Here is a 19,476-nt window from a genome sequence, read left to right as displayed (position 1 = left end):
CTGGGTTACTCCGTGCGCAGGCCGTCCGGGCGCATCAGCCGCCACAGCGGTGGCAGGGAAAGGGCCGTGACCAGGAGGACCACGCCCGCGCCGATGCCCACCATCGACACCGCCGGGACCCAGTCGACGGTCACCGAGCGGCCCACCATCCTCAGCAGGACCGAGCCGAGGCCCAGGCCCACCGCCGCCGCCAGCGTGAGGCCGAGCGCGACCGGCACCGCGGTCTGCCACAGGACCGACCAGCTCAGCGTGGTGCGCCGGGTGCCGAACGCGACAAGGGCCGAAAGGAGCTTCTTGCGCTCGCGCAGCTGCTCCAGCATCGAGACGAGCAGGCTCGCGCCGATCAGCATCAGCACCGCCGCCGCCCCGATGTACAGGCCCTTGCGGACCCCGGCGAACCGGCCCGACGTCCGGGTGTCGTTCAGCGAGCGCGCCGAGGTGAGCGGGTCGGCCCGGGTGGCCACGTTCAGGACCCGCTCCTTGGCAAGGGCGTCGCCCGGGGCAGTCGAGACGTACACCGTGGAGCGCGTCGGCAGCTTTGCGTGCTGCGGGAGCGCGCCCGGGGTGACCAGGAGACCGGTGCGGCGCTGGCCCATCGGGTCGGGCCGGGACGGGACGTCCTTCGTGCCCGCCGGAACGGTCCAGCGGACTTCCGCGCCCTTGGACTCGGAGCCGCCGTTCGTCGGGTCGAGGTACATCGTGCTGCCCGGCTTCGCGATGTTGTCGTACGGGTAGTCGCCGCCGGTCGCGGTGAAGGTGTCGCCGTCCTTGCAGGCGGGCAGGGTGGCGACCTCGCGCAGATCCGCGCAGCCGGCGACCGTGACGGGGGTGTAGTGCTCCGGCTCCCTGGCCTTCTCTCCGCCGTTCAGGGAACCGAGGACCACCGCGTGGGTCACGCCCTCGGTGCTCTTCAGGGCCCGGAGCTCGCCGGACTGCCGGGCGGGGTCGGAGGCGGCGAGCGGGACGACCAGCTGGGCGCGGCTCGTGTCCTCGCCGCTCGACTTGACGTAGTCGCCCTCGACGGCGCCGAAGAGCATCTGCAGGGCGATCGCCCCGGCCACCGCGACCGCGATGCCGTTGACCATCCGGGCCGCCGAGCCCGACGTCAACTGGAGCCTGCGGACGGCCAGTTGCCAGCCCACCGGGCCGCCGCCCAGCCTGCGCACGACGGCCTCCACCAGCCAGGGCAGCAGCGCGGTGACGCCGATGAGCAGCAGGACGGTGCCGCCGATCACCTGGCCCTGGTTGAACATCCCCCGGTCGCGGCCGCGGCCCATCATCGGGACGAGCAGGCCGAGTCCGGCGAGCGGCGGAAGGACCCGCCACCACATGCGCCGCCTGCGCGGCACCGAGGCACGTACGACGCCCAGCGGTTCGACGACCACCGAACGCATCGCGAACAGGGTCACCGCGACCGCCGACGCGGGCACCGCGATCGCCACGCCCACCGCGAGCAGCGGGTTCGGGTCGATGTCGGACGGGAAGACGTTGAGCCCCGCGACCGAGATGTCGCCGACGTACTGGCGGCCGATCACGAAGAACAGCGCGCCGACCACGACCCCGACCACGGCTCCGGCCAGCGCCTCGCCCGCCGCGATCCAGCGGGTCATCCGGCGGTCGGCGCCCGCCAGGCGCAGCGCCGCGAGCCGCCGGTCGCGCCGGTCGCCGCCGAACCGTACGGCGGCCGCGATGAACACGCCGACCGGCATGAGCAGCACCACGAAGATGATCACGATGAGCAGGGCCAGGATCGGGTCGAGCTTCTCCTGCTGCTTGTCGACGAACGCGTTGACGCGCATCACCTCGCCGGCGTTGTCCGCCGCGGCCTTGCGCTGCTTGAGGGTGTCGCTGCCCGCGTAGTAGGCGAGTTCGTGCGGGCCCATCAGGCCCTGGTCGGCGATGGTCGAGCTGATCTCGTACGGGATGCGCTCGCGCAGCAGCTTGCCGTCGGGCGATGCGAGCAGGTCGCGCAGGGCGGGCGAGGCGGCCATGGTGCCGGGGGCCGGGAGCGCCGAGACGCCCGGCGGCAGCGGCGGCTTGGCGCCCTCCGCCTGGACCAGTCGGCCGCGCACGTCGGAACCCCGGTACTGCGAGTCCGCGCGCCCGATCAGCAGGGTGTCCGCGGCGGGGCCGCCGTCGACGGAAGCGCCGTAGTCGTTGCGGGCGTTGTCGCGGGCGGTGCGGGCGTTCAGCGCGCCCGGCAGCGCGGTGGTGCCGAGCAGCAGGGCGACCCCGAGGCCCACGCCGACCGCGGTGAGCAGCGTGCGCGTCCAGCCCTCGCGGCCTCCCGACAGGGCGAACCGGGCGCCGAGGGCGAGGTCGCGGAGCAGGCTCATACGGAGTGCTCCAGCATCATGTCGCGGGACTTTCCGTCGCGTACGACGATCTCGCGGTCGGAGTAGGCGGCGACCCGGGCCTCGTGGGTGACCAGGACGACGGCCGCGTTGGTGGAGCGGGCCGCCTCGGTCAGGAGCTGCATGACGCGCTCGCCGTTGAGCGAGTCGAGCGCGCCGGTCGGCTCGTCGGCGAAGACGACCCGGGGCTGGGTCACGAGCGAGCGGGCCACGGCCACCCGCTGGCCCTGACCGCCGGAGACCTCGCCGGGGCGCTTGTTCCCGAGGTCGGCGACCTCCAGGCGCTCCATCCACTCAAGGGACCTGCGCTCGGCCTCCTTGCGCTTGACGCCGGTCAGGCGCAGCGGCAGGGCGACGTTCTCGACACAAGTCAACTCCGGTACCAGCTGGCCGAATTGGAAGACGAAGCCGAACTCGGTGCGGCGCAGCGCGCTGCGCTCGGCGTCCGACATCGCGGACAGCTCACGGCCGTCGTAGAGGATCTTGCCGGAGTCCGGGGTGACGATCCCGGCGAGGCAGTGCAGGAGCGTCGACTTGCCGGAGCCGGAGGGGCCCATCACCGCGACGACCTCGCCGGGGTGGATGGAGAACTCGGCGCCGTCCAGGGCCGGCGTCGGGCCGTAGGCCTTGTGCAGGTCCTGGGCGACGAGAAGGGAGCCGGCGGGCGTCATGTGCGTACCTCCGTGGCGAGCTGGACGAGGCGGGCGGCGGTCAGTTCGAGCCACCGCAGGTCGGCCTCCAGGTGGAACAGGGCGTGGTCGCAGATCAGCTGGTCGGAGAGGTCGCCGTGCCGCTTGCGGTCGGTGAGCACCCGCATCAGACGCAGGTGCTCGGCCCGCTGGGTGTCCAGGACGTCGGCCGCGTCGCGGCCGGTGAGCAGGGCGAGCACGACCTTGGTGTAGAGGGTCGACTGGAGGTAGGGCTCGGGCTTCTCCGGCTGGCGGATCCACGCCTCGACATCGGTGACGCCCGCCTCGGTGATGGCGTACCGCTTCCGCTCGGGGCCGCCGCCCGCCTCCACGCCGTCGACCTCGACGAGGCCGTTCTTCAGGAGCCGGGACATCGTCGAGTAGACCTGCCCGTAGTGCAGCGGACGGTCGTGCCCGAACTTCTCGTCGAAGGCGCGCTTCAGGTCGTACCCATGGCGTGGGCCCGACTCAAGGAGCCCGAGGAGGGTGTGGCCGATGGACATGGGGTGTTCCTTTCTTCTCAACTGCCGCTGGCTGTAAGGGAGTTACGGAAAGTCGTAGTCATTCGGTGTGCAGGCCGTCGGGGCGCATCAGGCGCCACAGGGCCGGCAGGCTCAGCAGGGTCACCGCGAGGATCACGGCGGCGCCCGCCCCGGCCAGCGGCAGGAAGAGCCACCAGTCGGTGATGGTCTTGCCGATGATCCGCAGCATCAGGGCGCCGAGCGCGAGGCCGCCCGCCACCGCGAGACCGATCCCGAGGACGACCGGCACCGCGGTCTGCCACAGGACGGAGCCGGCCAGTGTCGCCCGCCGGGTACCGAAGGCGACCAGGGCCGCCAACAGGCGCCTGCGCTCGCGCAGTTGCTCCAGCTGCGAGACCAGCATGCTGGCCGCGATCAGGCCGAGCGTGGCGAGGGAGGCGGCCTGGAGGCCGGTCTGGATGCCGGCGTACTGCTGGTCGCGCTCGATGGTGCGCACGGTGTTGACCCGCAGCTGCGGGGAGAGCCCGGCCGCGGTGTTGCGGATGTGCTCGGCGGCGTCCGGCACCCGCTGGTCGACGGTGAGCATGGCGGACGTGCCGGCCGTGCTGCCGAGCAGTGAGACGTCGATCGCGCCCGGGGTGACGAAGATGCCGTGCTGCTCCTCACCCGTGGGGTCCGGGCGGGCGGTGACGGTACGGGCCGATGCGGGCAGCGTCCACAGCCGCTGCGGGACGCCGGGCTCGTCGGACGCGGTGTTGACCGGCTTGCCCGGCCGGGCCGTGCGGTCCACCCATGCGGCCTGCCTCGGATCGTCCGTGGGGTGCACCACGAAGGTGTCGCCGTCCTTGCAGGAGTCGATACGGGCCAGCTCCTTGAGGGTCGCGCAGTCGCCGAGGGTGAGCTGGGTGGTGGGCCGGATGTCGTCGGACGCGACGGGCTCGGGGCTGGTCACGTAACTGCTGACGGAGCCGATCACCTTCCGCACGCCGGGGGTGTCCCGGAAGGCCCCGATCATCTTCTCGGCGAGCTTCGCGTCCGGGTACTCGGCCATGACGGTGTACTGGGCGCGGTTCGCGTCCGCGCCCGTCACCCTGTTGAAGTCGTCGTGGATGCCGACGGTGTACATCTGGAGCGCGACCGACCCGGCGACCGCCACCGTGATGCCGCTGACGGCTCGCGATGCCGTGCCGCTGCTCAACTGGAGCCTTCGTACGGCCAGTTGCCAGGCCGGCGAGCCGCCGCGCAGCCTGCCCACCACCGCCTCGACCAGCCACGGCAGCAGCGTGATGAGCCCGGCGAGGACGAGGGTGGCACCCGTGGCGATGAAGACGGGGGTGAGGCTGTCCAGTAGAGGGATGGCGATGCCGTCCGGTACCAGCGGCGCCGTCTGCACGTCCGGGCTCTGCGACAGGAAGAGCAGCACCACACCGACGCCGGGCATCGCGAGGCGCCACCACAGCCGGCGGCGCCGGGTGCGTCCGCCCCGTACGACACCGAGCGGCTCGATGACCACCGAGCGCAGCGCGGCCAGGGTCACCGCCACCGCCAGGGCGGGCACCGCGACGGCGACGAGCAGCGCCAGCCAGGGCACGGGCCTGAGGTCGCCGGGGAAGAAGCCGAAGCTCCACAGCTTGAGGGGGCCCAGGACTTCGGCGCCGCCGAGGAAGAGCAGGGTGCCGATGGCGAGCCCGAGCACGGCTCCGGCCAGGGCCTCGCCACCGGCGATCCAGCGCGTGGTGCGGGCGTCGGCGCCGACCAGGCGCAGCGCCGCGAGCCGACGGTCGCGCCGCTCGCTGCCGAACCGTACGGCGGTCGCGATGAAGATGGCGACCGGCATCAGCAGGACGACGCAGATCAGGATGACGAGGACGACCAGCATCGGATCGAGCGGCTCCCTCTCGCCGATGTTGCCGAACCCGGCCGCCGAGGAGGCGCCGGTGTCGGCGGAGAGGGTGGCGCTGCCCGCGTAGTAGTAGAGCTCCGAGGGCTCGACCAGGCCCGCGTCGCCGATGGTCCGGGTGATCTCGTACGGGAGCCGCTGACGGAGCAGTTCGCCCTCGGGGGAGTCGAGCAGGTCGCGCAGCGCGGGGGAGACGGCCATGGTGCCGGGGGCCGGTATGGAGGTCAGGCCGGGCGGAAGGACGGGGTCGGCGTTCGCCGGGCGCAGCACCTTCCCGCCGATGGTGTCGTCGCGGTACTCGGTGTCGGCGGTGGCATAGAGGAGCGAGGCCTTCAGGTCGCCGGTGTTCTTGGCCGAGCCCGCCGAGAACGGCTGCCGGTCGTGGATGCGGTTCGCCCGCTCGTCCACGAGGTGCGGCACCGATGCGGCGCCCAGGAGCAGGGCGACGCCGAGCCCGACACCGACCGCGGTGAGCAGGGTGCGCGCCCAGCCCTCGCGGCCGCCGCTGAGGGCGAACCGGATGCCGAGGCCGAGATCGTGGAGCCGTCGCTTCATGGGAGAGCACTATACGCACCCGGTATACCTACTGTGTATACCCGGGGTGCATAGCGCTCGGTGACCCTGCCATTACCGGGCAAATCAGGGCAGTATCAGGAACTCTCGCAACCCTTGGCACGATTCAATCGTCGGTTCCCATGGGGCAGGTGCTCATTCTCACGTACGGAAAAGACGTGATCGAATCCGCTTTGTCCATAGGTGCGGTGTTAGTTTTCTGAGCTGATCTGGCGAGTCTGGTGAGTCATATGAAGGCGAGCGACTGAGGTTATGGGCCGAGCGGAAGAGCGGCGCGCCCGGCAGGACGGGGCGCGCCGGAGCAAGCAGAAGGTGAAGAAGAAGGGCATACGCCGGTTCTTCACCTGGAAGAAGATGCTCGGCACCTTCTTCGGCCTCTGCCTCCTCGCGATGGGCGCGTTCTATGTCATCTACCTGATGGTGCCCATCCCGAAGGACAACGACCAGGCCCAGTTGGAGAGCAACGTCTACAAGCTCTCCAACGGCCAGGTACTCGCCCGCTCCGGCAAGGTGAACCGCGAGGCGGTCTCCCTCGACAAGGTCCCCGTACCGATCCAGCACAGCTTCGTCGCCCTGGAGAACAAGACCTTCTACGACGACAAGGGCGTCGACTTCAAGGGCACCACCCGAGGCATCCTCAAGACCCTGATGGGCAAGGGCGCCCAGGGCGGCTCGACGATCACCCAGCAGTACGTCAAGAACAACTACCTGACGCAGGAGCAGACGGTCACCCGCAAGCTGAAGGAGATCGTGATCTCCCTCAAGGTGGACCAGCGCTACACCAAGGAGGAGATCCTCGCCGGGTACATGAACACCAGCTACTACGGCCGGGGTGCCTACGGCATCCAGGCCGCGGCGCAGGCGTACTACGGCAAGGACGTCTCCAAGCTGACGCTGGAGGAGGGCACTTACCTCGCGGCGCTGCTCCAGGCACCCAGTCAGTACGACTGGCAGACGGCCGGCCCGATGGGCAAGCAGCTGGTGCAGGGGCGCTGGAACAAGGCCCTCGACAACATGGTCGAGCAGAAGTGGCTCACGCCCGAGGAACGGGCGAAGCTGAAGTTCACGCCCCCCAACGACGCCAAGGCCGACGCCGGCATGGCGGGCCAGACCGGCTACCTGGTCGCCGCCGCCAAGGCCGAGGTGATCCGCAACGGGGTGGACTCCGCCGTCCTGGACCGCGGTGGCTGGACCATCACGCTCAACATCGACCCCGCCAAGCAGAAGCTCCTGGAAGACGCGGTCAAGGCGCAGCTGACCAGCAAGCTCGACCCGAGCAAGCGCAAGGTCGACGCGGACCTCCAGGCCGGCGCGGCCTCGGTGGACCCGAAGACCGGCTCGGTGGTCGCCCTCTACGGCGGCCAGGACTTCCTGAAGCACCAGCTCAGCAACGCCACCAACCCCACCTACCAGCCCGCCTCGACCTTCAAGCCGGTGATCCTCGCGGCCGCCTTCAACCAGGGCGCCGAGACGCAGGACGGCAAGCAGATCACGGCGAACACCGTCTACAACGGTGACAGCAGGCGGCCGGTCAAGGGCAGCAACATCGCCTTCGACCCGCCGAACGAGGACGACAGGAGCTACGGCCCCATCAGCGTCCAGGACGCGATGAACAAGTCGGTCAACTCCGTCTTCGCGCAGATGGGTGTCGACGCCCACCTCGACAAGGTGCGCGACACCGCCGTGGCCATGGGCATGACGTCCATCAAGGGCCTGAACCCCGTGCCCGCCATGACGCTCGGCTCCTACGGCGCCAGCCCCCTCCAGATGGCCGCCGTGTACGCCACGCTCGACAACCACGGCAAGGAAGTCACGCCGTCGATCGTGAAGTCGGCCGAGCACAAGGACCACAAGTACGAGAAGCCGGACCCGATCGGCAGCCAGGTCATCAGCAAGCAGGCCGCGGACTCGGTCACCTCGGTGCTCACCGGCGTGGTCGACGACGGTACGGCGCAGAAGTCGGTGGCCGAAGCCGACAACCGCGACGGCAAGCAGGTCGCCGGCAAGACCGGTACCTCCGACGACAACAAGTCGGCCTGGTTCACCGGCTACACCCCGGACCTGGTCACCTCGGTCGGACTGTGGGGCGAGGCCGCCGAGCCGCGCGTCGTCAAGGTCGACGGCAAGAGCGTGAACATCCCCAAGGGCGGCCAGGTCACGATGACCAACGGCGCCGGCGAGGACGGCCGCATCAACGGTGGCTCCATCCCGGCCCGCATCTGGGCCGCGTACACCTTCGACGCGGTCAAGGGCGGCGCCGCCAAGTTCGACCTGGACACCGACCAGGGCGCGGCCGTTGAGCCCGCCTACACGCCGTCCAAGCCCGCGTCGAACACGCCCTCCAAGCCCGCGTCGAACACGCCGTCCAAGCCCCCGGCCAGGAGCCCGTCGAACACGCCGTCCAACACCCCCGTGACCCCGAGCAACACCCCGTCCAACACGGCCTCGCACAAGCCGAAGCCGCCGACACCGCCGACGCCTTCGGGTACGGGCGGGGCGAGCCCGCCGGTGGACAACCCGCTCAACCCCAACGGCTGACGACGGCCGACGGCCCCCACCCCGGGACACCGGGAGTGGGGGCCGTCTCGTTCCGGAACTCGTCAGGTACGGGTGGGCAGCTCGAACCAGACCACCTTGCCGCCGGAGAGCCGGGTGGCGCCCCAGCGTCTGGCGAGCCGGTTCACCAGGAAGAGCCCGCGCCCGCCCTCGTCGGTCTCGCGCGCCCGGCGCTGGCGGGGCAGCTGCGGGGAGTCGTCGCCGACCTCGCAGCGCAGTACGTCGGTCTTGAGCAGCCGCAGCGTGACCGGCCGCTCCGCGTAGCGCACGGCGTTGGTGACGACCTCGCTCACCAGGAGCTCCACCGAGTCGGTCAGCTCCTCCAGGCCCCAGCGTTCCAGGGCCCGGCGGGCGAGCCGGCGGGCCCGGCCGGGGGCGGTCTCCTCCGGGTCCAGGAACCAGTACGCGACATCGCTCGGCGCGATGCCGTCGAAGCGGGCGGCGAGCAGCGCGATGTCGTCGTCGCGGTCGCCGGGGCCGAGCATGTCGAGCACGTCGTCGCAGAGCGCTTCGAGCGGCGGCGAGTGGTCGGGGCCGGTCAACTGGGCGGTGGCGGCGAGGCGTTCACGCAGCTGCTCGATGCCGGTCCACACATCGCGGAGCCGCGACTCGACGAGCCCGTCGGTGTACAGGAGCAGCGTCGCGCCCGCCGGGGCGTCCAGCTCGACGGCCTCGAAGTCGACCCCGCCCACGCCGATCGGGGCGCCCGGCGGCACCCTGAGGACCTCGGCGCGGCCGCCGAGGTGGAGCAGCACCGGTGGCGGGTGGCCGGCGTTGGCGATGGTGATGCGGTGCGCGACCGGGTCGTACACCGCGTACAGGCAGGTCGCCATGCGGTCGGTGCCGAGCCGCTGGGCCTGTTCGTCGAGGTGGTGCAGGACTTCGGCGGGCGGCAGGTCGAGGCCCGCCAGGGTCTGCGCGGTGGTGCGCAGCTGGCCCATGATCGCGGCGGAGGTCATGGAGTGGCCCATGACGTCGCCGACGACCAGGGCGACCCGGCTGCCGGGCAGCGGGATCGCGTCGTACCAGTCGCCGCCGACCCGGGCGGTCTCGGCGGCCGGCAGGTAGCGCGAGGCGAGCCGCACGCCGGTGGGCTGGGGGAGGCTGTCGGGCAGCATGGTGCGCTGGAGCTCGTCGGCGATGTACGCCTCGCGGCCGTACAGGACGGCCTTGTCGATGCCGAGGGCGGTGTGCGTCGCCAACTGGGCGGCGACCAAGAGGTCGTTGGCCTCGAAGGCGGGCCGTTCGGGTCCGCGCACGAAGACGGCGGCGCCGATCACCCGCCGCCGGCCACGGAGCGGCGCGAGTATCGCCCGCCGGCCGCCGGGCACCGTACGGTCGGGGCCGAGCAGTTCGGCCAGCGCCGCGCGGGCGGCGGGGGACTCCGCGAAGACCGGCCGCACCCCGCGCAGGACCTCGTTGAGCTCGCCGCCGGTGCGCACCTCGCACAGCTCGGAGGCGGGGGTCAGGTCGGGTCCGGGGCCGAGCAGGGTGAGGCCGTCGGCCTCCGCGCTCTCGCTGAGCGCCTCGTCCACTAAACGCAGCCGGTCGGTGCGGCGCAGGCGCAGCACGAACGGCGTCGCCGGGCGTTCGTCGCCGACCGGCAGCGGGTCGCGCAGGTGGACCAGGATGGCGTCGGAGAACGTGGGCACGGTGGCCCGGCACAGGCCGAGCACGATCTCGTCGAGATCTATGCCGCGGGCGATCCGCCGGGTCGCGGCGCCCACGAAGCGCAGCCGGTCGCCCTCGCGGCGGGCCACCGCGGCCGCCCCGTCGCCGGGACCCGAAGCCCCCGATCCGCCCTCGCCGGGCACCCCGGGCACGCCGACGGAGGGCACGGCGGAGGCGGCCGCGGCGTCCCGGCTGCCGCGCTCGGGCTGGCCGGGCACGGAGGCGGTCACGCCGCCGCTCCGGTCGGCGGCACGGGCGCCCAGCGGGCTGCGCCGGGCCGGACCGCCCGAATCCGGGGTGTCGGCATGGGGCCTCCCCTGCTCCTCAAGAGCGTGGGGAAGGGGCTGCTCGGTGGGCCGGGCGAGTTCCTTGCGCCGGCTCTCGTGCGAGGTGGGCTGGGGCTCCGTCACGCGTCGGGTTCCGTCCGTCCGGGATGAGACATCCGCCCTGCCGCGAGCGGCGGCAGTGGCAGCGACAGGGTAAGGATGCGCGATGCGGTCGCTTCACGCCGTATACCCTCCCCCACGTTCTTGAGGCACGGGGGCGGACCCGACCGGGCGGCGGCGACACCGGGCATGCTCCACCCCCCTGTGGTGACATACGGTCAATTCTTGCACCGGGACTGCCGATTACTGCTGGTGGCCCCTGCGTGGCCCTGCGGAGGACGATCCTACGTTTGAACCCCGGGGGCGCATCAAGGGTCTCACGACGTCATATGCGCCGGGGTGCGATCCCAGTCCGCCGGGAGCGCGGGTACGGGCCATCGCGGATCGGGCCGCCACGTCTCCCAGCCGTCCGAGAACGGCCGGCCCCACGCCTCGATCACCTCGACCGCGGCGTGCCCGGCTTCCCGGACCCGCCCGGCCCGCTCGCCGTCCATCAGGCCGACCCGCTGGGCCTGGGCGAACTCGTCCTCGTCCAGCCAGCGCCAACTCCGGTCCGGATGAACCGAGATGTCGAGGAAGTGGTCCGTGGAGTCGATGCCGCCCGACCACCGGGCGCGCGGCTCCTCCAGGTTCACGTACCAGTTCTTGAAGCGCCAGCCCCGCTCCCAGAAGAGCCACACCGACCAGGGTTCGCCGGGGCGCGCCAGCTTGAGCACGCCTGTGCCGAACCACTGCGAGTGCTCCGTGGTGCGCGGGGCGGTGTAGCGGGTGGCCAGCGGTTCCTTGTGCAGGGGCCGGCCGTCGGCGAGCATCGGGCGGACGCACTCGGTGCCGGGCGCCATCCACACGGCGAGCACGTCGTCGGTGTCCTGGACGACCGTGACCGGGCGGCAGATGTGGAACCCGCCCGTTTCCGGGCCGGGGGCGTGATCGCGATAGCGCCAGAGGATCTGGTCCCCTGGCGCCCAGTGTGGGGTGCCGCCTCCTGTACCTGCCATGCGCAGATATTACGGAGTGCGGTCAAGACCACGCTGCGATACAGATCACCCGGTCTCAGGGACGGGTCATCCGCAGCACGTCCAGCGCCTCGTCGAGCTGCTCGACGGTGAGGTCGCCGCGCTCCACGTAGCCGGATTCGAGGACCACTTCACGAATGGTCTTCCGCTCGGCCAGGGACTTCTTGGCGACCTTGGCGGCCTCCTCGTACCCGATGTACTTGTTGAGCGGGGTGACGACGGACGGCGAGGACTCGGCGTACTCGCGGGCCCGCTCGACGTTCGCGGTGATGCCGTCGACGGTGCGGTCCGCAAGGAGCCGGGAGACGTTGGTGAGGAGCCGGATCGACTCCAGGAGGTTCTTGGCGATCACCGGCAGCATCACATTGAGCTCGAAGTTGCCGGCCGCGCCCGCCGTCGCGACGGTCGCGTCGTTGCCGACGACCTGGGCCGCGACCATGAGAACGGCCTCCGGAATGACCGGATTGACCTTTCCGGGCATGATCGACGAGCCCGGCTGGAGGTCGGGAAGACTGATCTCGGCCAATCCCGTACGCGGCCCCGAGGCCATCCAGCGCAGGTCGTTGGAGATCTTGGTGAGCGAGACCGCGATGGTGCGCAGCTGCCCGCTGGTCTCCACCAGGGCGTCGCGCGCACCCTGCGCCTCGAAGTGGTCCCGGGCCTCGGTGAGCGGGAGGCCGGTGGCCCGCGCGACCTCGGCGATGACGGCCGCCGAGAAGCCGTGCGGGGTGTTGATGCCGGTGCCGACCGCCGTGCCGCCCAAGGGGAGTTCGGCAAGGCGCGGCAGCGAGGAGCGCAGCCGCTCGATGCCGTACCGGACCTGTGCGGCATAGCCGCCGAACTCCTGGCCCAGCGTCACCGGGGTGGCGTCCATCAGGTGCGTACGGCCCGACTTGACCACGTCGGCGAACTCGGCCGCCTTGCGCTCCAGGGCGGCCGCCAGGTGGTCAAGGGCGGGGATCAGGTCGGCGGTGACGGCGGCCGTCGCGGCGATGTGGATGGAGGAGGGGAACACGTCGTTGGAGGACTGCGACGCGTTGACGTGGTCGTTGGGGTGGACGTCGCGGCCGAGCCGTTCGGTGGCGAGCGTCGCCACGACCTCGTTCATGTTCATGTTCGAGGAGGTACCGGATCCGGTCTGGAAGACATCGACCGGAAAGTGCTCGTCCCAGCGCCCGTCGGCGACCTCCCCGGCCGCCTCCTCGACAGCTCCCGCGATGTCCTTGTCGAGGACCCCGAGCTCGGCGTTGACCTTGGCCGCGGCCGCCTTGACGCGGGCCAGCGCCTCGATGTGGGCGCGTTCCAGGCGCTGCCCGGAGACGGGGAAGTTCTGCACCGCCCGCTGCGTCTGCGCCCGCCACTTGGCATGCGCGGGGACCCGCACCTCGCCCATCGAGTCGTGCTCGATGCGGAACTCGCTGTCGTTCATGTCGCTGAACCTCCTGAGGCTGTGGTTTTCCGGGTCCCGAAGCTGCAATTTTCTGGGGGCGACCCCAGACCCCGAAAAACGTGAGCACTTGTCTTGTTCTACCTATTCCCAACACGCCTTACTGGCCAGTAAATACCGGTGTTAACCAATAACCGGGGAGGCGCAATGAGGCGCACCAGGCACAGACTTCGCTGTACGTTCGCGGCCGCCGTGGCCGCAGCGGCGGCGTTCGGGGGCATGGCGGCCGGCGCGACGACCGCGCAGGCCGCGGCCACGCCGTCCGTCCGGTCCACTCCGCTCTCGCCCGAGCTGGAGAAGATCCGGGCGGCCGAGGCGACGCAGCTCTACGGCAGCCCGGCCGAGCGGCCGATGGCCGACCGCAAGACCGGCTTGATCTCGCTGGGCGACAGCGAGATATCCGGCGAGGGCGTCGGCACCTACGAGGCCGGCACCAACGGTCCCGACAACTGGTGCCACCGCTCGCCCGACTCCGCGATCCACCGCACCGGCATCCCGGCCGACGAGACGTACAACGTCGCCTGCTCGGGCGCGTACACCGGGAACATCGTGATCGGCGGGACCAAGCAGTACGCCGACGAGCTCGTGCAGAGCGACAACCTCGCCATCAAGGCCCGCAACACCCGCATCAAGATGGTGCTCCTGGTCGCCGGGGCCAACGACGACCTCCAGTTCGGCCCGGTCATGACCGACTGCGTCGAGCGCTATCTGCTGCTCCAGGGTCCGTGCCGGCCCAAGTACGAGGCCGGCTGGCAGGCCAGGGTGGACGCCCTGGTGCCCAAGGTCGAGCGGGCCGTGAGCGACCTCAAGACCGTGATGCGCGACGCCGGTTACGCCGACGGCTCGTACAAGCTCGTCGTGATGGGCTACCCGAGCCCGATCGGTCCCGACTTCCACGACAACCCGAGCTTCCCGGGCAAGCTCGCCTGCGGTGGTCTCGGCTACGACTCCGACACCGTCTGGGGCCGCAACACCGCGGTGCCCGCCTTCGAGGTCGGCATGCGCAAGGCGGCCGAGGACACCGGCGCGACCTACCTCGACAACTCGCGGCTCTTCAACGGCCACGAGGTGTGCATGGAGGACACCTGGGCCCGGGGCCTCTACATCGACCTCTCCAAGCCCGGGCTGCCGGACTCGAACTCGGTCCGCCAGTCCTTCCACCCCAACTACCGGGGCCACGGCGCCTTCGCCTCCTGCCTCACCCAGCTCTACAACTCCGGTGTACAGGAAGGCAGTTGCTCCGACCCCGCTTCCACCGGAACCCCGACGCTCTACCCGCTCGCCTGGGACGACGCGTACAAGCCGCTGAAGAACGAGGCGACCGGGACATGCGTCGACGTCACGGCGGCGAACAGCGCCAACGGTACGACGGTGGGCGGCTGGGACTGCCACGGCGGTCGCAACCAGGGCTGGTGGTACGACAGTGACCGGGGGTCCGTCCACACCCAGCTCACCCAGGACCGCTGCCTGGACGTGCCGGGCGCGAACTACACCGCCGGTGCCGAGCTGATCATCTGGAACTGCTCGGGCGCCGCCAACCAGGAGTGGGTGCGCCAGTCCGGCACCCTGCGCCCGGCCGCGGCGACCAGCCTGTGCGCCACGCTCGGCGCCGCCAAGGACCCGCTCACGCTGCGGCCCTGCGACGCCACCGCGAGCCAGCGCTTCGCCTGACCGATCGAGCGCCCGGCCCCGTCACGGACAGCCGTCCGCGGCGGGGCCGAGGTGCGCCACCTCGATGGCGGAGGGGGACAGGGCCGCCGACACCCGGACGGGGGCGCCGAAGGCGAGCGGGGTGCGCGCCCTGGCCGCGTACTTCAGCGACCGGCCGCGCACACAGAACAGCACCTCGCCGTAGCCGCCGCGCGGGATCGGCGTGACCACCCGGCCCGCCTCGCCGACCAGCGCATGGGCCGTCGGCGACGCCTTCGCGCGGCGCCGGCGGAGCGCCCGGTCGAGCCCCGTCAGTAAGCCGCCGGGCCCGAGAAGAAACCCCAACTGCGCCACCCCTCCCGGTGGTTGAACCTCCCCGGCCGATGCGGCGGCCGGGGCGATTGCGGACACATGCCAGGATAGGTGGCTAATTCACCGGGCCCTTAGGGCCTTTGGACCCTATTCGAGCCCGGTCTCAACTAGGCGCCCCGGACGGGGATGTTCAGGAACGTCGGCGGCTCGGCGGGGGCCTGGAAGAAGTCGTTGCCCTTGTCGTCCACGACGACGAACGCCGGGAAGTCCTCGACCTCGATCTTCCACACCGCTTCCATGCCGAGCTCCTCGTACTCGACGACCTCGACCTTCTTGATGCAGTCCTGGGCCAGACGCGCGGCCGGGCCGCCGATCGAGCCGAGGTAGAAGCCGCCGTGCGTGCCGCACGCGTCGGTGACCTGCTTGCTGCGGTTGCCCTTGGCCAGCATCACCTTGGAGCCGCCCGCCGCCTGGAACTGCTCCACGTAGGAGTCCATCCGGCCAGCCGTCGTCGGGCCGAACGAGCCGGACGCGTACCCCTCGGGGGTCTTGGCCGGGCCCGCGTAGTACACCGGGTGGTCCTTGAGGTACTGCGGCATCTCCTCGCCCGCGTCGAGCCGCTCCTTGATCTTGGCGTGCGCGATGTCGCGGGCCACGACCAGCGGGCCGGTCAGCGAGAGGCGGGTCTTGACCGGGTACTTGGTGAGCTCGGCCAGGATCGCGTCCATCGGCTGGTTGAGGTCGATGCGGACGACGTCGTCCTCGTTGCCCGCGGCGGAGCCGCTATCGGACGCGGTCAGGTGCTCGTCGGTCGTCTCCGGCAGGAAGCGCGCCGGGTCCGTCTCCAACTGCTCCAGGAAGACGCCCTCGGCGGTGATCTTCGCGACGGCCTGGCGGTCGGCCGAGCAGGAGACGGCGATCGCGACGGGCAGCGAGGCGCCGTGCCGCGGCAGGCGCACCACGCGCACGTCGTGGCAGAAGTACTTGCCGCCGAACTGCGCGCCGATGCCGATCTTCTGGGTCAGCTCGAAGACCTTCTTCTCCAGCTCCTCGTCCCGGAAGCCGTGGCCCAACTCCGAGCCCTCGGAGGGGAGTTCGTCCAGGTAGTGCGCGGAGGCGTACTTCGCGGTCTTCAGTGCGAACTCGGCGCTGGTGCCGCCCACCACGATCGCCAGGTGGTACGGCGGGCACGCGGCGGTGCCGAGCGAGCGGATCTTCTCCTCCAGGAACTTCATCATGGAGGACTCGTTCAGGACGGCCTTCGTCTCCTGGTAGAGGAACGACTTGTTGGCCGAGCCGCCGCCCTTGGCCATGAAGAGGAACTTGTAGGCGCCGCCGTCGGTCGCGTACAGCTCGATCTGCGCGGGCAGGTTCGAGCCGGTGTTCTTCTCGTCCCACATGGTGAGGGGCGCCATCTGCGAGTAGCGCAGGTTGAGGTTCAGGTACGCGTCGTAGATGCCGCGCGAGAGGGCCGCCTCGTCGCCGCCCTCGGTGAGCACGTTCTGGCCGCGCTTGCCCATCACGATCGCGGTGCCGGTGTCCTGGCACATCGGGAGCACGCCCGCCGCGGCGATGTTCGCGTTCTTCAGGAGGTCGAGCGCGACGAACTTGTCATTGCCCGAGGCCTCCGGGTCGTCGATGATCTTCCGCAGCTGGGCCAGGTGCGCCGGGCGGAGGTAGTGCTGGATGTCGTGGATCGCCTCGGCGGCCAGCTTGCGCAGCGCCTCCGGCTCGACCTTGAGGAACGTACGGCCGTCGGCCTCGAAGGTGGAGACACCCTCGGCGGTCACCAGGCGATACGGCGTGGTGTCCTCTCCCAGGGGGAGAAGGTCGGAGTACTGAAACTCTGGCATTGCGGCCATTCCTCACTCGGCAGACAGCTGCTGCACCTCCATTGACACAGCACCCACCAGCGTATGCCGCCGCCACCGGCGCGATCCTGTGAGGTAAGGCTCAGTTGCCGAGCTCGCCCCATCCCGCGACTAGTCGCGATCTATCGCGTTTGGGTACGCTGGCTCCGTGGACCTCGAAAAGCACGCTCAGCCGGATCCCGCGGAGCCCGCGAAGGCCGATCTCACCAAGCATGCCGAGCCCCCGGCGCTGCGGGCCTCCGACGCGGACCGGGACCGGATCGCCGACATCCTGCGCGACGCCCTGGCCGAGGGCCGGCTCGATGCCGCCGAGCACTCCGAGCGCATCGACGCGGTCTACCGCGCCAAGACGGTCGGCGAACTGGAGCCCCTGGTCCTGGACCTGCCCGCGGCCGGAGCCCGCCCGCGCCCGGTGGCTGCCCCCGATCCGCGCGTGCCGGAGGAGCCGGGCGTGCCGGTCGACGCCGAGAACCTGGTCGCGGTCTTCTCCGCCTCCACCCGAAAGGGCCGCTGGCGGGTCGGCAAGCGCACCAACGCCTTCTCGCTGTTCGGCAGCGTGGAGATCGACCTCACCGAGGCGCTCTTCGAACAGCGGCTGACCGTCATCAACGCGACTGCGATTTTCGGCAATGTGGAGGTCCGGGTCCCGGAGAATCTGAGCCTGCGCGGCAGCGGCACCGGCATCTTCGGCAACTTCGAGGTGCACACCCTGGAGGCCGACGATCCTGAGGCGCCGGTGGTCGTCGTCAATGGATATTCGGTCTTCGGCAACATCGAGGCCAAGCCGAAGCGGGGCAAGCGCATCGCCGACCTCCACGACCGGCTGCGCAAACGGCTCGGCCCCTGACGGCCGGATCGGCGCGCGGCGGCGCCGGGTTCAGGCCATCGGCGACCCGAGCGAAGTTCCGCACTACGGAACTCAGTGCATAGGCGCGCGTACAGCGGGTAGGGACTGTCGCATCGTCGCTCGCTAGCGAAGCCGTCGTCAGGAGTAGACCGTGCTGCATCCGCCGCATCATTCCGTGCAGGTCACCGCCGTTCCGCCGCAGCGTGGTCCAGCTCGGGAGGATCAGGCGGGCCCGTGGCACGCGGAGGCGGTCTGCCGCCGGGACGAGGCGGGCCTGTTCTTCGCCCCGTCCAAGGAACCCACGGCCGCCCGGCTCTCCCGTGAGGAGGCCGCAAAGCGGGTCTGCGCCCGCTGTCCCGTCATGGTGGAGTGCCGCGAGCACGCCCTGCTCATGCCCGAGCCTTACGGGGTGTGGGGCGGCCTGACCGCGGCCGAACGCCGGGTGGTCATCGCCCGCCGCCGACGGCGCGAGGTCGAACTCAAGAAGGCCGCATCCGCCGCATAGCTCCGCTCACGGCTCTGCGTACGTGAAGGGGCGCCCCCGCCGCACTACGGGGACGCCCCTTCACATACGTACGAACTGCCTTGACCCAGTGGGTAGTTGGCGCAGTGGCCAGTTGGCCTGGTGGCTACTTGGCCCGGTCGAAGTCGACCGCGCTGTACGCGCGCAGCTTGGACAGGCGGTGGGTCGAGTCGATCTGGCGGATGGTGCCGGACTTCGAGCGCATCACGAGGGACTGGGTGGTGGCGGTCTCGGCGCGGTAGCGGACGCCGCGCAGGAGCTCGCCGTCGGTGATGCCGGTCGCGACGAAGAACACGTTGTCGCCGCTGACCAGGTCGTTCGTGGAGAGCGTACGGTCCAGGTCGTGCCCGGCGTCGATCGCGCGCTGGCGCTCGGCCTCGTCCTTGGGCCACAGCTTGCCCTGGATGACACCGCCCAGGCACTTGATCGCGCAGGCCGAGATGATGCCTTCCGGGGTGCCGCCGATGCCCATGAGCAGATCGACGCCGGTGCCTTCGCGCACGGCCATGATCGAACCGGCGACGTCGCCGTCCGAGATGAACTTGATACGTGCGCCGGTCTCCCGGATCTCCTTGACGATGCCCTCGTGGCGGGGGCGGTCGAGGATGACCACGGTGACGTCCTCGGGCGAGGACTTCTTGGCCTTGGCGACCCGGCGGATGTTCACCGAGACCGGGGCGTTGATGTCGACGAAGTCGGCGGCCTCGGGGCCGGTGACCAGCTTGTCCATGTAGAACACGGCGGACGGGTCGAACATGGTGCCGCGGTCGGCGGCGGCGAGCACGGCGATGGCGTTCGGCATGCCCTTGGCGTTCAGGGTGGTGCCGTCGATCGGGTCGACGGCGATGTCGACCTCGGCGCCGGTGCCGTCGCCGATGCGCTCCCCGTTGTAGAGCATGGGGGCTTCGTCCTTCTCGCCCTCGCCGATGACGACGACGCCGTTCATCGAGACGGTGGAGACGAGGGTCCGCATGGCGTTGACCGCGGCGCCGTCCGCGCCGATCTTGTCCCCGCGGCCGACCCAGCGGCCGGCGGCCATGGCGGCGGCCTCGGTGACCCGCACCAGCTCCAGGGCCAGGTTGCGGTCGGGAGCCTCCGGGGAGACTTCGAGTTCGGACGGCAGATGATGCTCGGTCATCGGAGCGCACCTTTCTGTACGGCGACGGCCGCAGGATAAAAGAGGGTGCTAGGACTCTATC

Annotated in this window: 14 protein-coding genes; 4 read left to right on the top strand and 10 right to left on the bottom strand. The window is 70.8% G+C overall.

All coding sequences use genetic code 11. The features are described 5' to 3' along the window. Positions 1 to 5 precede the first annotated feature (5 nt). From ACSHXC_RS14380 to ACSHXC_RS14365, 4 genes are read right to left on the bottom strand one after another with little or no spacing between them, the layout of a single operon-like run. Entirely contained in the window at positions 6 to 2,336 is a 2,331-nt protein-coding gene (locus ACSHXC_RS14380; protein WP_438291972.1) for an FtsX-like permease family protein, read from the bottom strand. Continuing rightward, on the bottom strand, positions 2,333 to 3,025 hold the full coding sequence (locus ACSHXC_RS14375) for an ABC transporter ATP-binding protein (RefSeq protein ID WP_189968552.1): 693 nt from the start codon (positions 3,023 to 3,025) through the stop codon (positions 2,333 to 2,335). The genes ACSHXC_RS14380 and ACSHXC_RS14375 overlap by 4 nt, the downstream gene beginning before the upstream one ends. Continuing rightward, positions 3,022 to 3,546, bottom strand: coding sequence for a PadR family transcriptional regulator (locus ACSHXC_RS14370; protein ID WP_438291971.1), 525 nt, complete (start codon positions 3,544 to 3,546; stop codon positions 3,022 to 3,024). Before ACSHXC_RS14370 ends, ACSHXC_RS14375 begins: the two co-directional genes overlap by 4 nt. A gap of 58 nt (positions 3,547 to 3,604) precedes the next feature. Then, positions 3,605 to 5,980, bottom strand: coding sequence for an FtsX-like permease family protein (locus ACSHXC_RS14365; protein ID WP_438291969.1), 2,376 nt, complete (start codon positions 5,978 to 5,980; stop codon positions 3,605 to 3,607). A 270-nt stretch (positions 5,981 to 6,250) separates the two neighbouring features. On the opposite strand from ACSHXC_RS14365, the gene ACSHXC_RS14360 reads away from it, so the two are divergent. Then, on the top strand, positions 6,251 to 8,536 hold the full coding sequence (locus ACSHXC_RS14360) for a transglycosylase domain-containing protein (protein ID WP_438291968.1): 2,286 nt from the start codon (positions 6,251 to 6,253) through the stop codon (positions 8,534 to 8,536). 62 nt (positions 8,537 to 8,598) lie between these two features. On the opposite strand, the gene ACSHXC_RS14355 is transcribed toward ACSHXC_RS14360, so the two are convergent. The 3 genes from ACSHXC_RS14355 to ACSHXC_RS14345 form a co-directional block, all read right to left on the bottom strand. Next, the gene (locus tag ACSHXC_RS14355) at positions 8,599 to 10,635 is read right to left on the bottom strand and encodes a SpoIIE family protein phosphatase (protein ID WP_438291967.1); all 2,037 of its coding nucleotides are present in this window, start codon (positions 10,633 to 10,635) and stop codon (positions 8,599 to 8,601) included. 293 nt (positions 10,636 to 10,928) lie between these two features. After that, a complete protein-coding gene (fomD, locus tag ACSHXC_RS14350; RefSeq protein ID WP_438291966.1) occupies positions 10,929 to 11,609 on the bottom strand; it encodes a cytidylyl-2-hydroxypropylphosphonate hydrolase in 681 nt (226 codons plus the stop codon). 55 nt (positions 11,610 to 11,664) lie between these two features. Further along, entirely contained in the window at positions 11,665 to 13,056 is a 1,392-nt protein-coding gene (locus tag ACSHXC_RS14345) for a class II fumarate hydratase (protein WP_438291965.1), read from the bottom strand. 165 nt (positions 13,057 to 13,221) lie between these two features. Between ACSHXC_RS14345 and ACSHXC_RS14340 the strand changes: the two genes are divergently transcribed. Then, positions 13,222 to 14,745, top strand: a complete 1,524-nt coding sequence (locus ACSHXC_RS14340; RefSeq protein WP_438291964.1) for a ricin-type beta-trefoil lectin domain protein — start codon at positions 13,222 to 13,224, stop codon at positions 14,743 to 14,745. Positions 14,746 to 14,766: 21 nt separating this feature from the next. On the opposite strand, the gene ACSHXC_RS14335 is transcribed toward ACSHXC_RS14340, so the two are convergent. Next, positions 14,767 to 15,069 carry a hypothetical protein gene (locus ACSHXC_RS14335; RefSeq protein WP_438291963.1) on the bottom strand — a complete coding sequence of 101 codons (303 nt, stop codon included), beginning with the start codon at positions 15,067 to 15,069 and terminating at the stop codon, positions 14,767 to 14,769. Between the two features lie 134 nt (positions 15,070 to 15,203). Next, positions 15,204 to 16,889, bottom strand: coding sequence for a fumarate hydratase (locus ACSHXC_RS14330; protein WP_438291962.1), 1,686 nt, complete (start codon positions 16,887 to 16,889; stop codon positions 15,204 to 15,206). A 166-nt stretch (positions 16,890 to 17,055) separates the two neighbouring features. On the opposite strand from ACSHXC_RS14330, the gene ACSHXC_RS14325 reads away from it, so the two are divergent. Both ACSHXC_RS14325 and ACSHXC_RS14320 read left to right on the top strand, forming a co-directional pair. Further along, positions 17,056 to 17,754, top strand: coding sequence for a DUF1707 SHOCT-like domain-containing protein (locus ACSHXC_RS14325; RefSeq protein ID WP_438291961.1), 699 nt, complete (start codon positions 17,056 to 17,058; stop codon positions 17,752 to 17,754). Positions 17,755 to 17,905: 151 nt separating this feature from the next. Further along, positions 17,906 to 18,259 (top strand): WhiB family transcriptional regulator, encoded by a 354-nt coding sequence (locus ACSHXC_RS14320; RefSeq protein ID WP_438291960.1) that lies wholly within the window; start codon positions 17,906 to 17,908, stop codon positions 18,257 to 18,259. A gap of 124 nt (positions 18,260 to 18,383) precedes the next feature. Here ACSHXC_RS14320 and glpX read toward each other — a convergent pair whose 3' ends face one another. Beyond that, positions 18,384 to 19,415 carry a class II fructose-bisphosphatase gene (glpX, locus tag ACSHXC_RS14315; protein ID WP_344378035.1) on the bottom strand — a complete coding sequence of 344 codons (1,032 nt, stop codon included), beginning with the start codon at positions 19,413 to 19,415 and terminating at the stop codon, positions 18,384 to 18,386. Positions 19,416 to 19,476 lie beyond the last annotated feature (61 nt).

Source organism: Streptomyces sp. HUAS TT7, from assembly GCF_051550175.1.
Taxonomy (GTDB): Bacteria; Actinomycetota; Actinomycetes; order Streptomycetales; family Streptomycetaceae; genus Streptomyces.
The sequence above is the reverse complement of the archived record's forward strand: the minus strand, read 5'-3'. Positions and strand labels throughout refer to the sequence as shown.

Coding starts and splice junctions, on each gene's coding strand:
- fomD (WP_438291966.1), bottom strand. CDS start 11,609: ATGGCAGGTACAGGAGGCGGCACCCCACACTGGGCGCCAGGGGACCAG.
- ACSHXC_RS14365 (WP_438291969.1), bottom strand. CDS start 5,980: ATGAAGCGACGGCTCCACGATCTCGGCCTCGGCATCCGGTTCGCCCTC.
- ACSHXC_RS14380 (WP_438291972.1), bottom strand. CDS start 2,336: ATGAGCCTGCTCCGCGACCTCGCCCTCGGCGCCCGGTTCGCCCTGTCG.
- ACSHXC_RS14360 (WP_438291968.1), top strand. CDS start 6,251: ATGGGCCGAGCGGAAGAGCGGCGCGCCCGGCAGGACGGGGCGCGCCGG.
- ACSHXC_RS14340 (WP_438291964.1), top strand. CDS start 13,222: ATGAGGCGCACCAGGCACAGACTTCGCTGTACGTTCGCGGCCGCCGTG.
- ACSHXC_RS14345 (WP_438291965.1), bottom strand. CDS start 13,056: ATGAACGACAGCGAGTTCCGCATCGAGCACGACTCGATGGGCGAGGTG.
- ACSHXC_RS14375 (WP_189968552.1), bottom strand. CDS start 3,025: ATGACGCCCGCCGGCTCCCTTCTCGTCGCCCAGGACCTGCACAAGGCC.
- ACSHXC_RS14330 (WP_438291962.1), bottom strand. CDS start 16,889: ATGCCAGAGTTTCAGTACTCCGACCTTCTCCCCCTGGGAGAGGACACC.
- ACSHXC_RS14370 (WP_438291971.1), bottom strand. CDS start 3,546: ATGTCCATCGGCCACACCCTCCTCGGGCTCCTTGAGTCGGGCCCACGC.
- glpX (WP_344378035.1), bottom strand. CDS start 19,415: ATGACCGAGCATCATCTGCCGTCCGAACTCGAAGTCTCCCCGGAGGCT.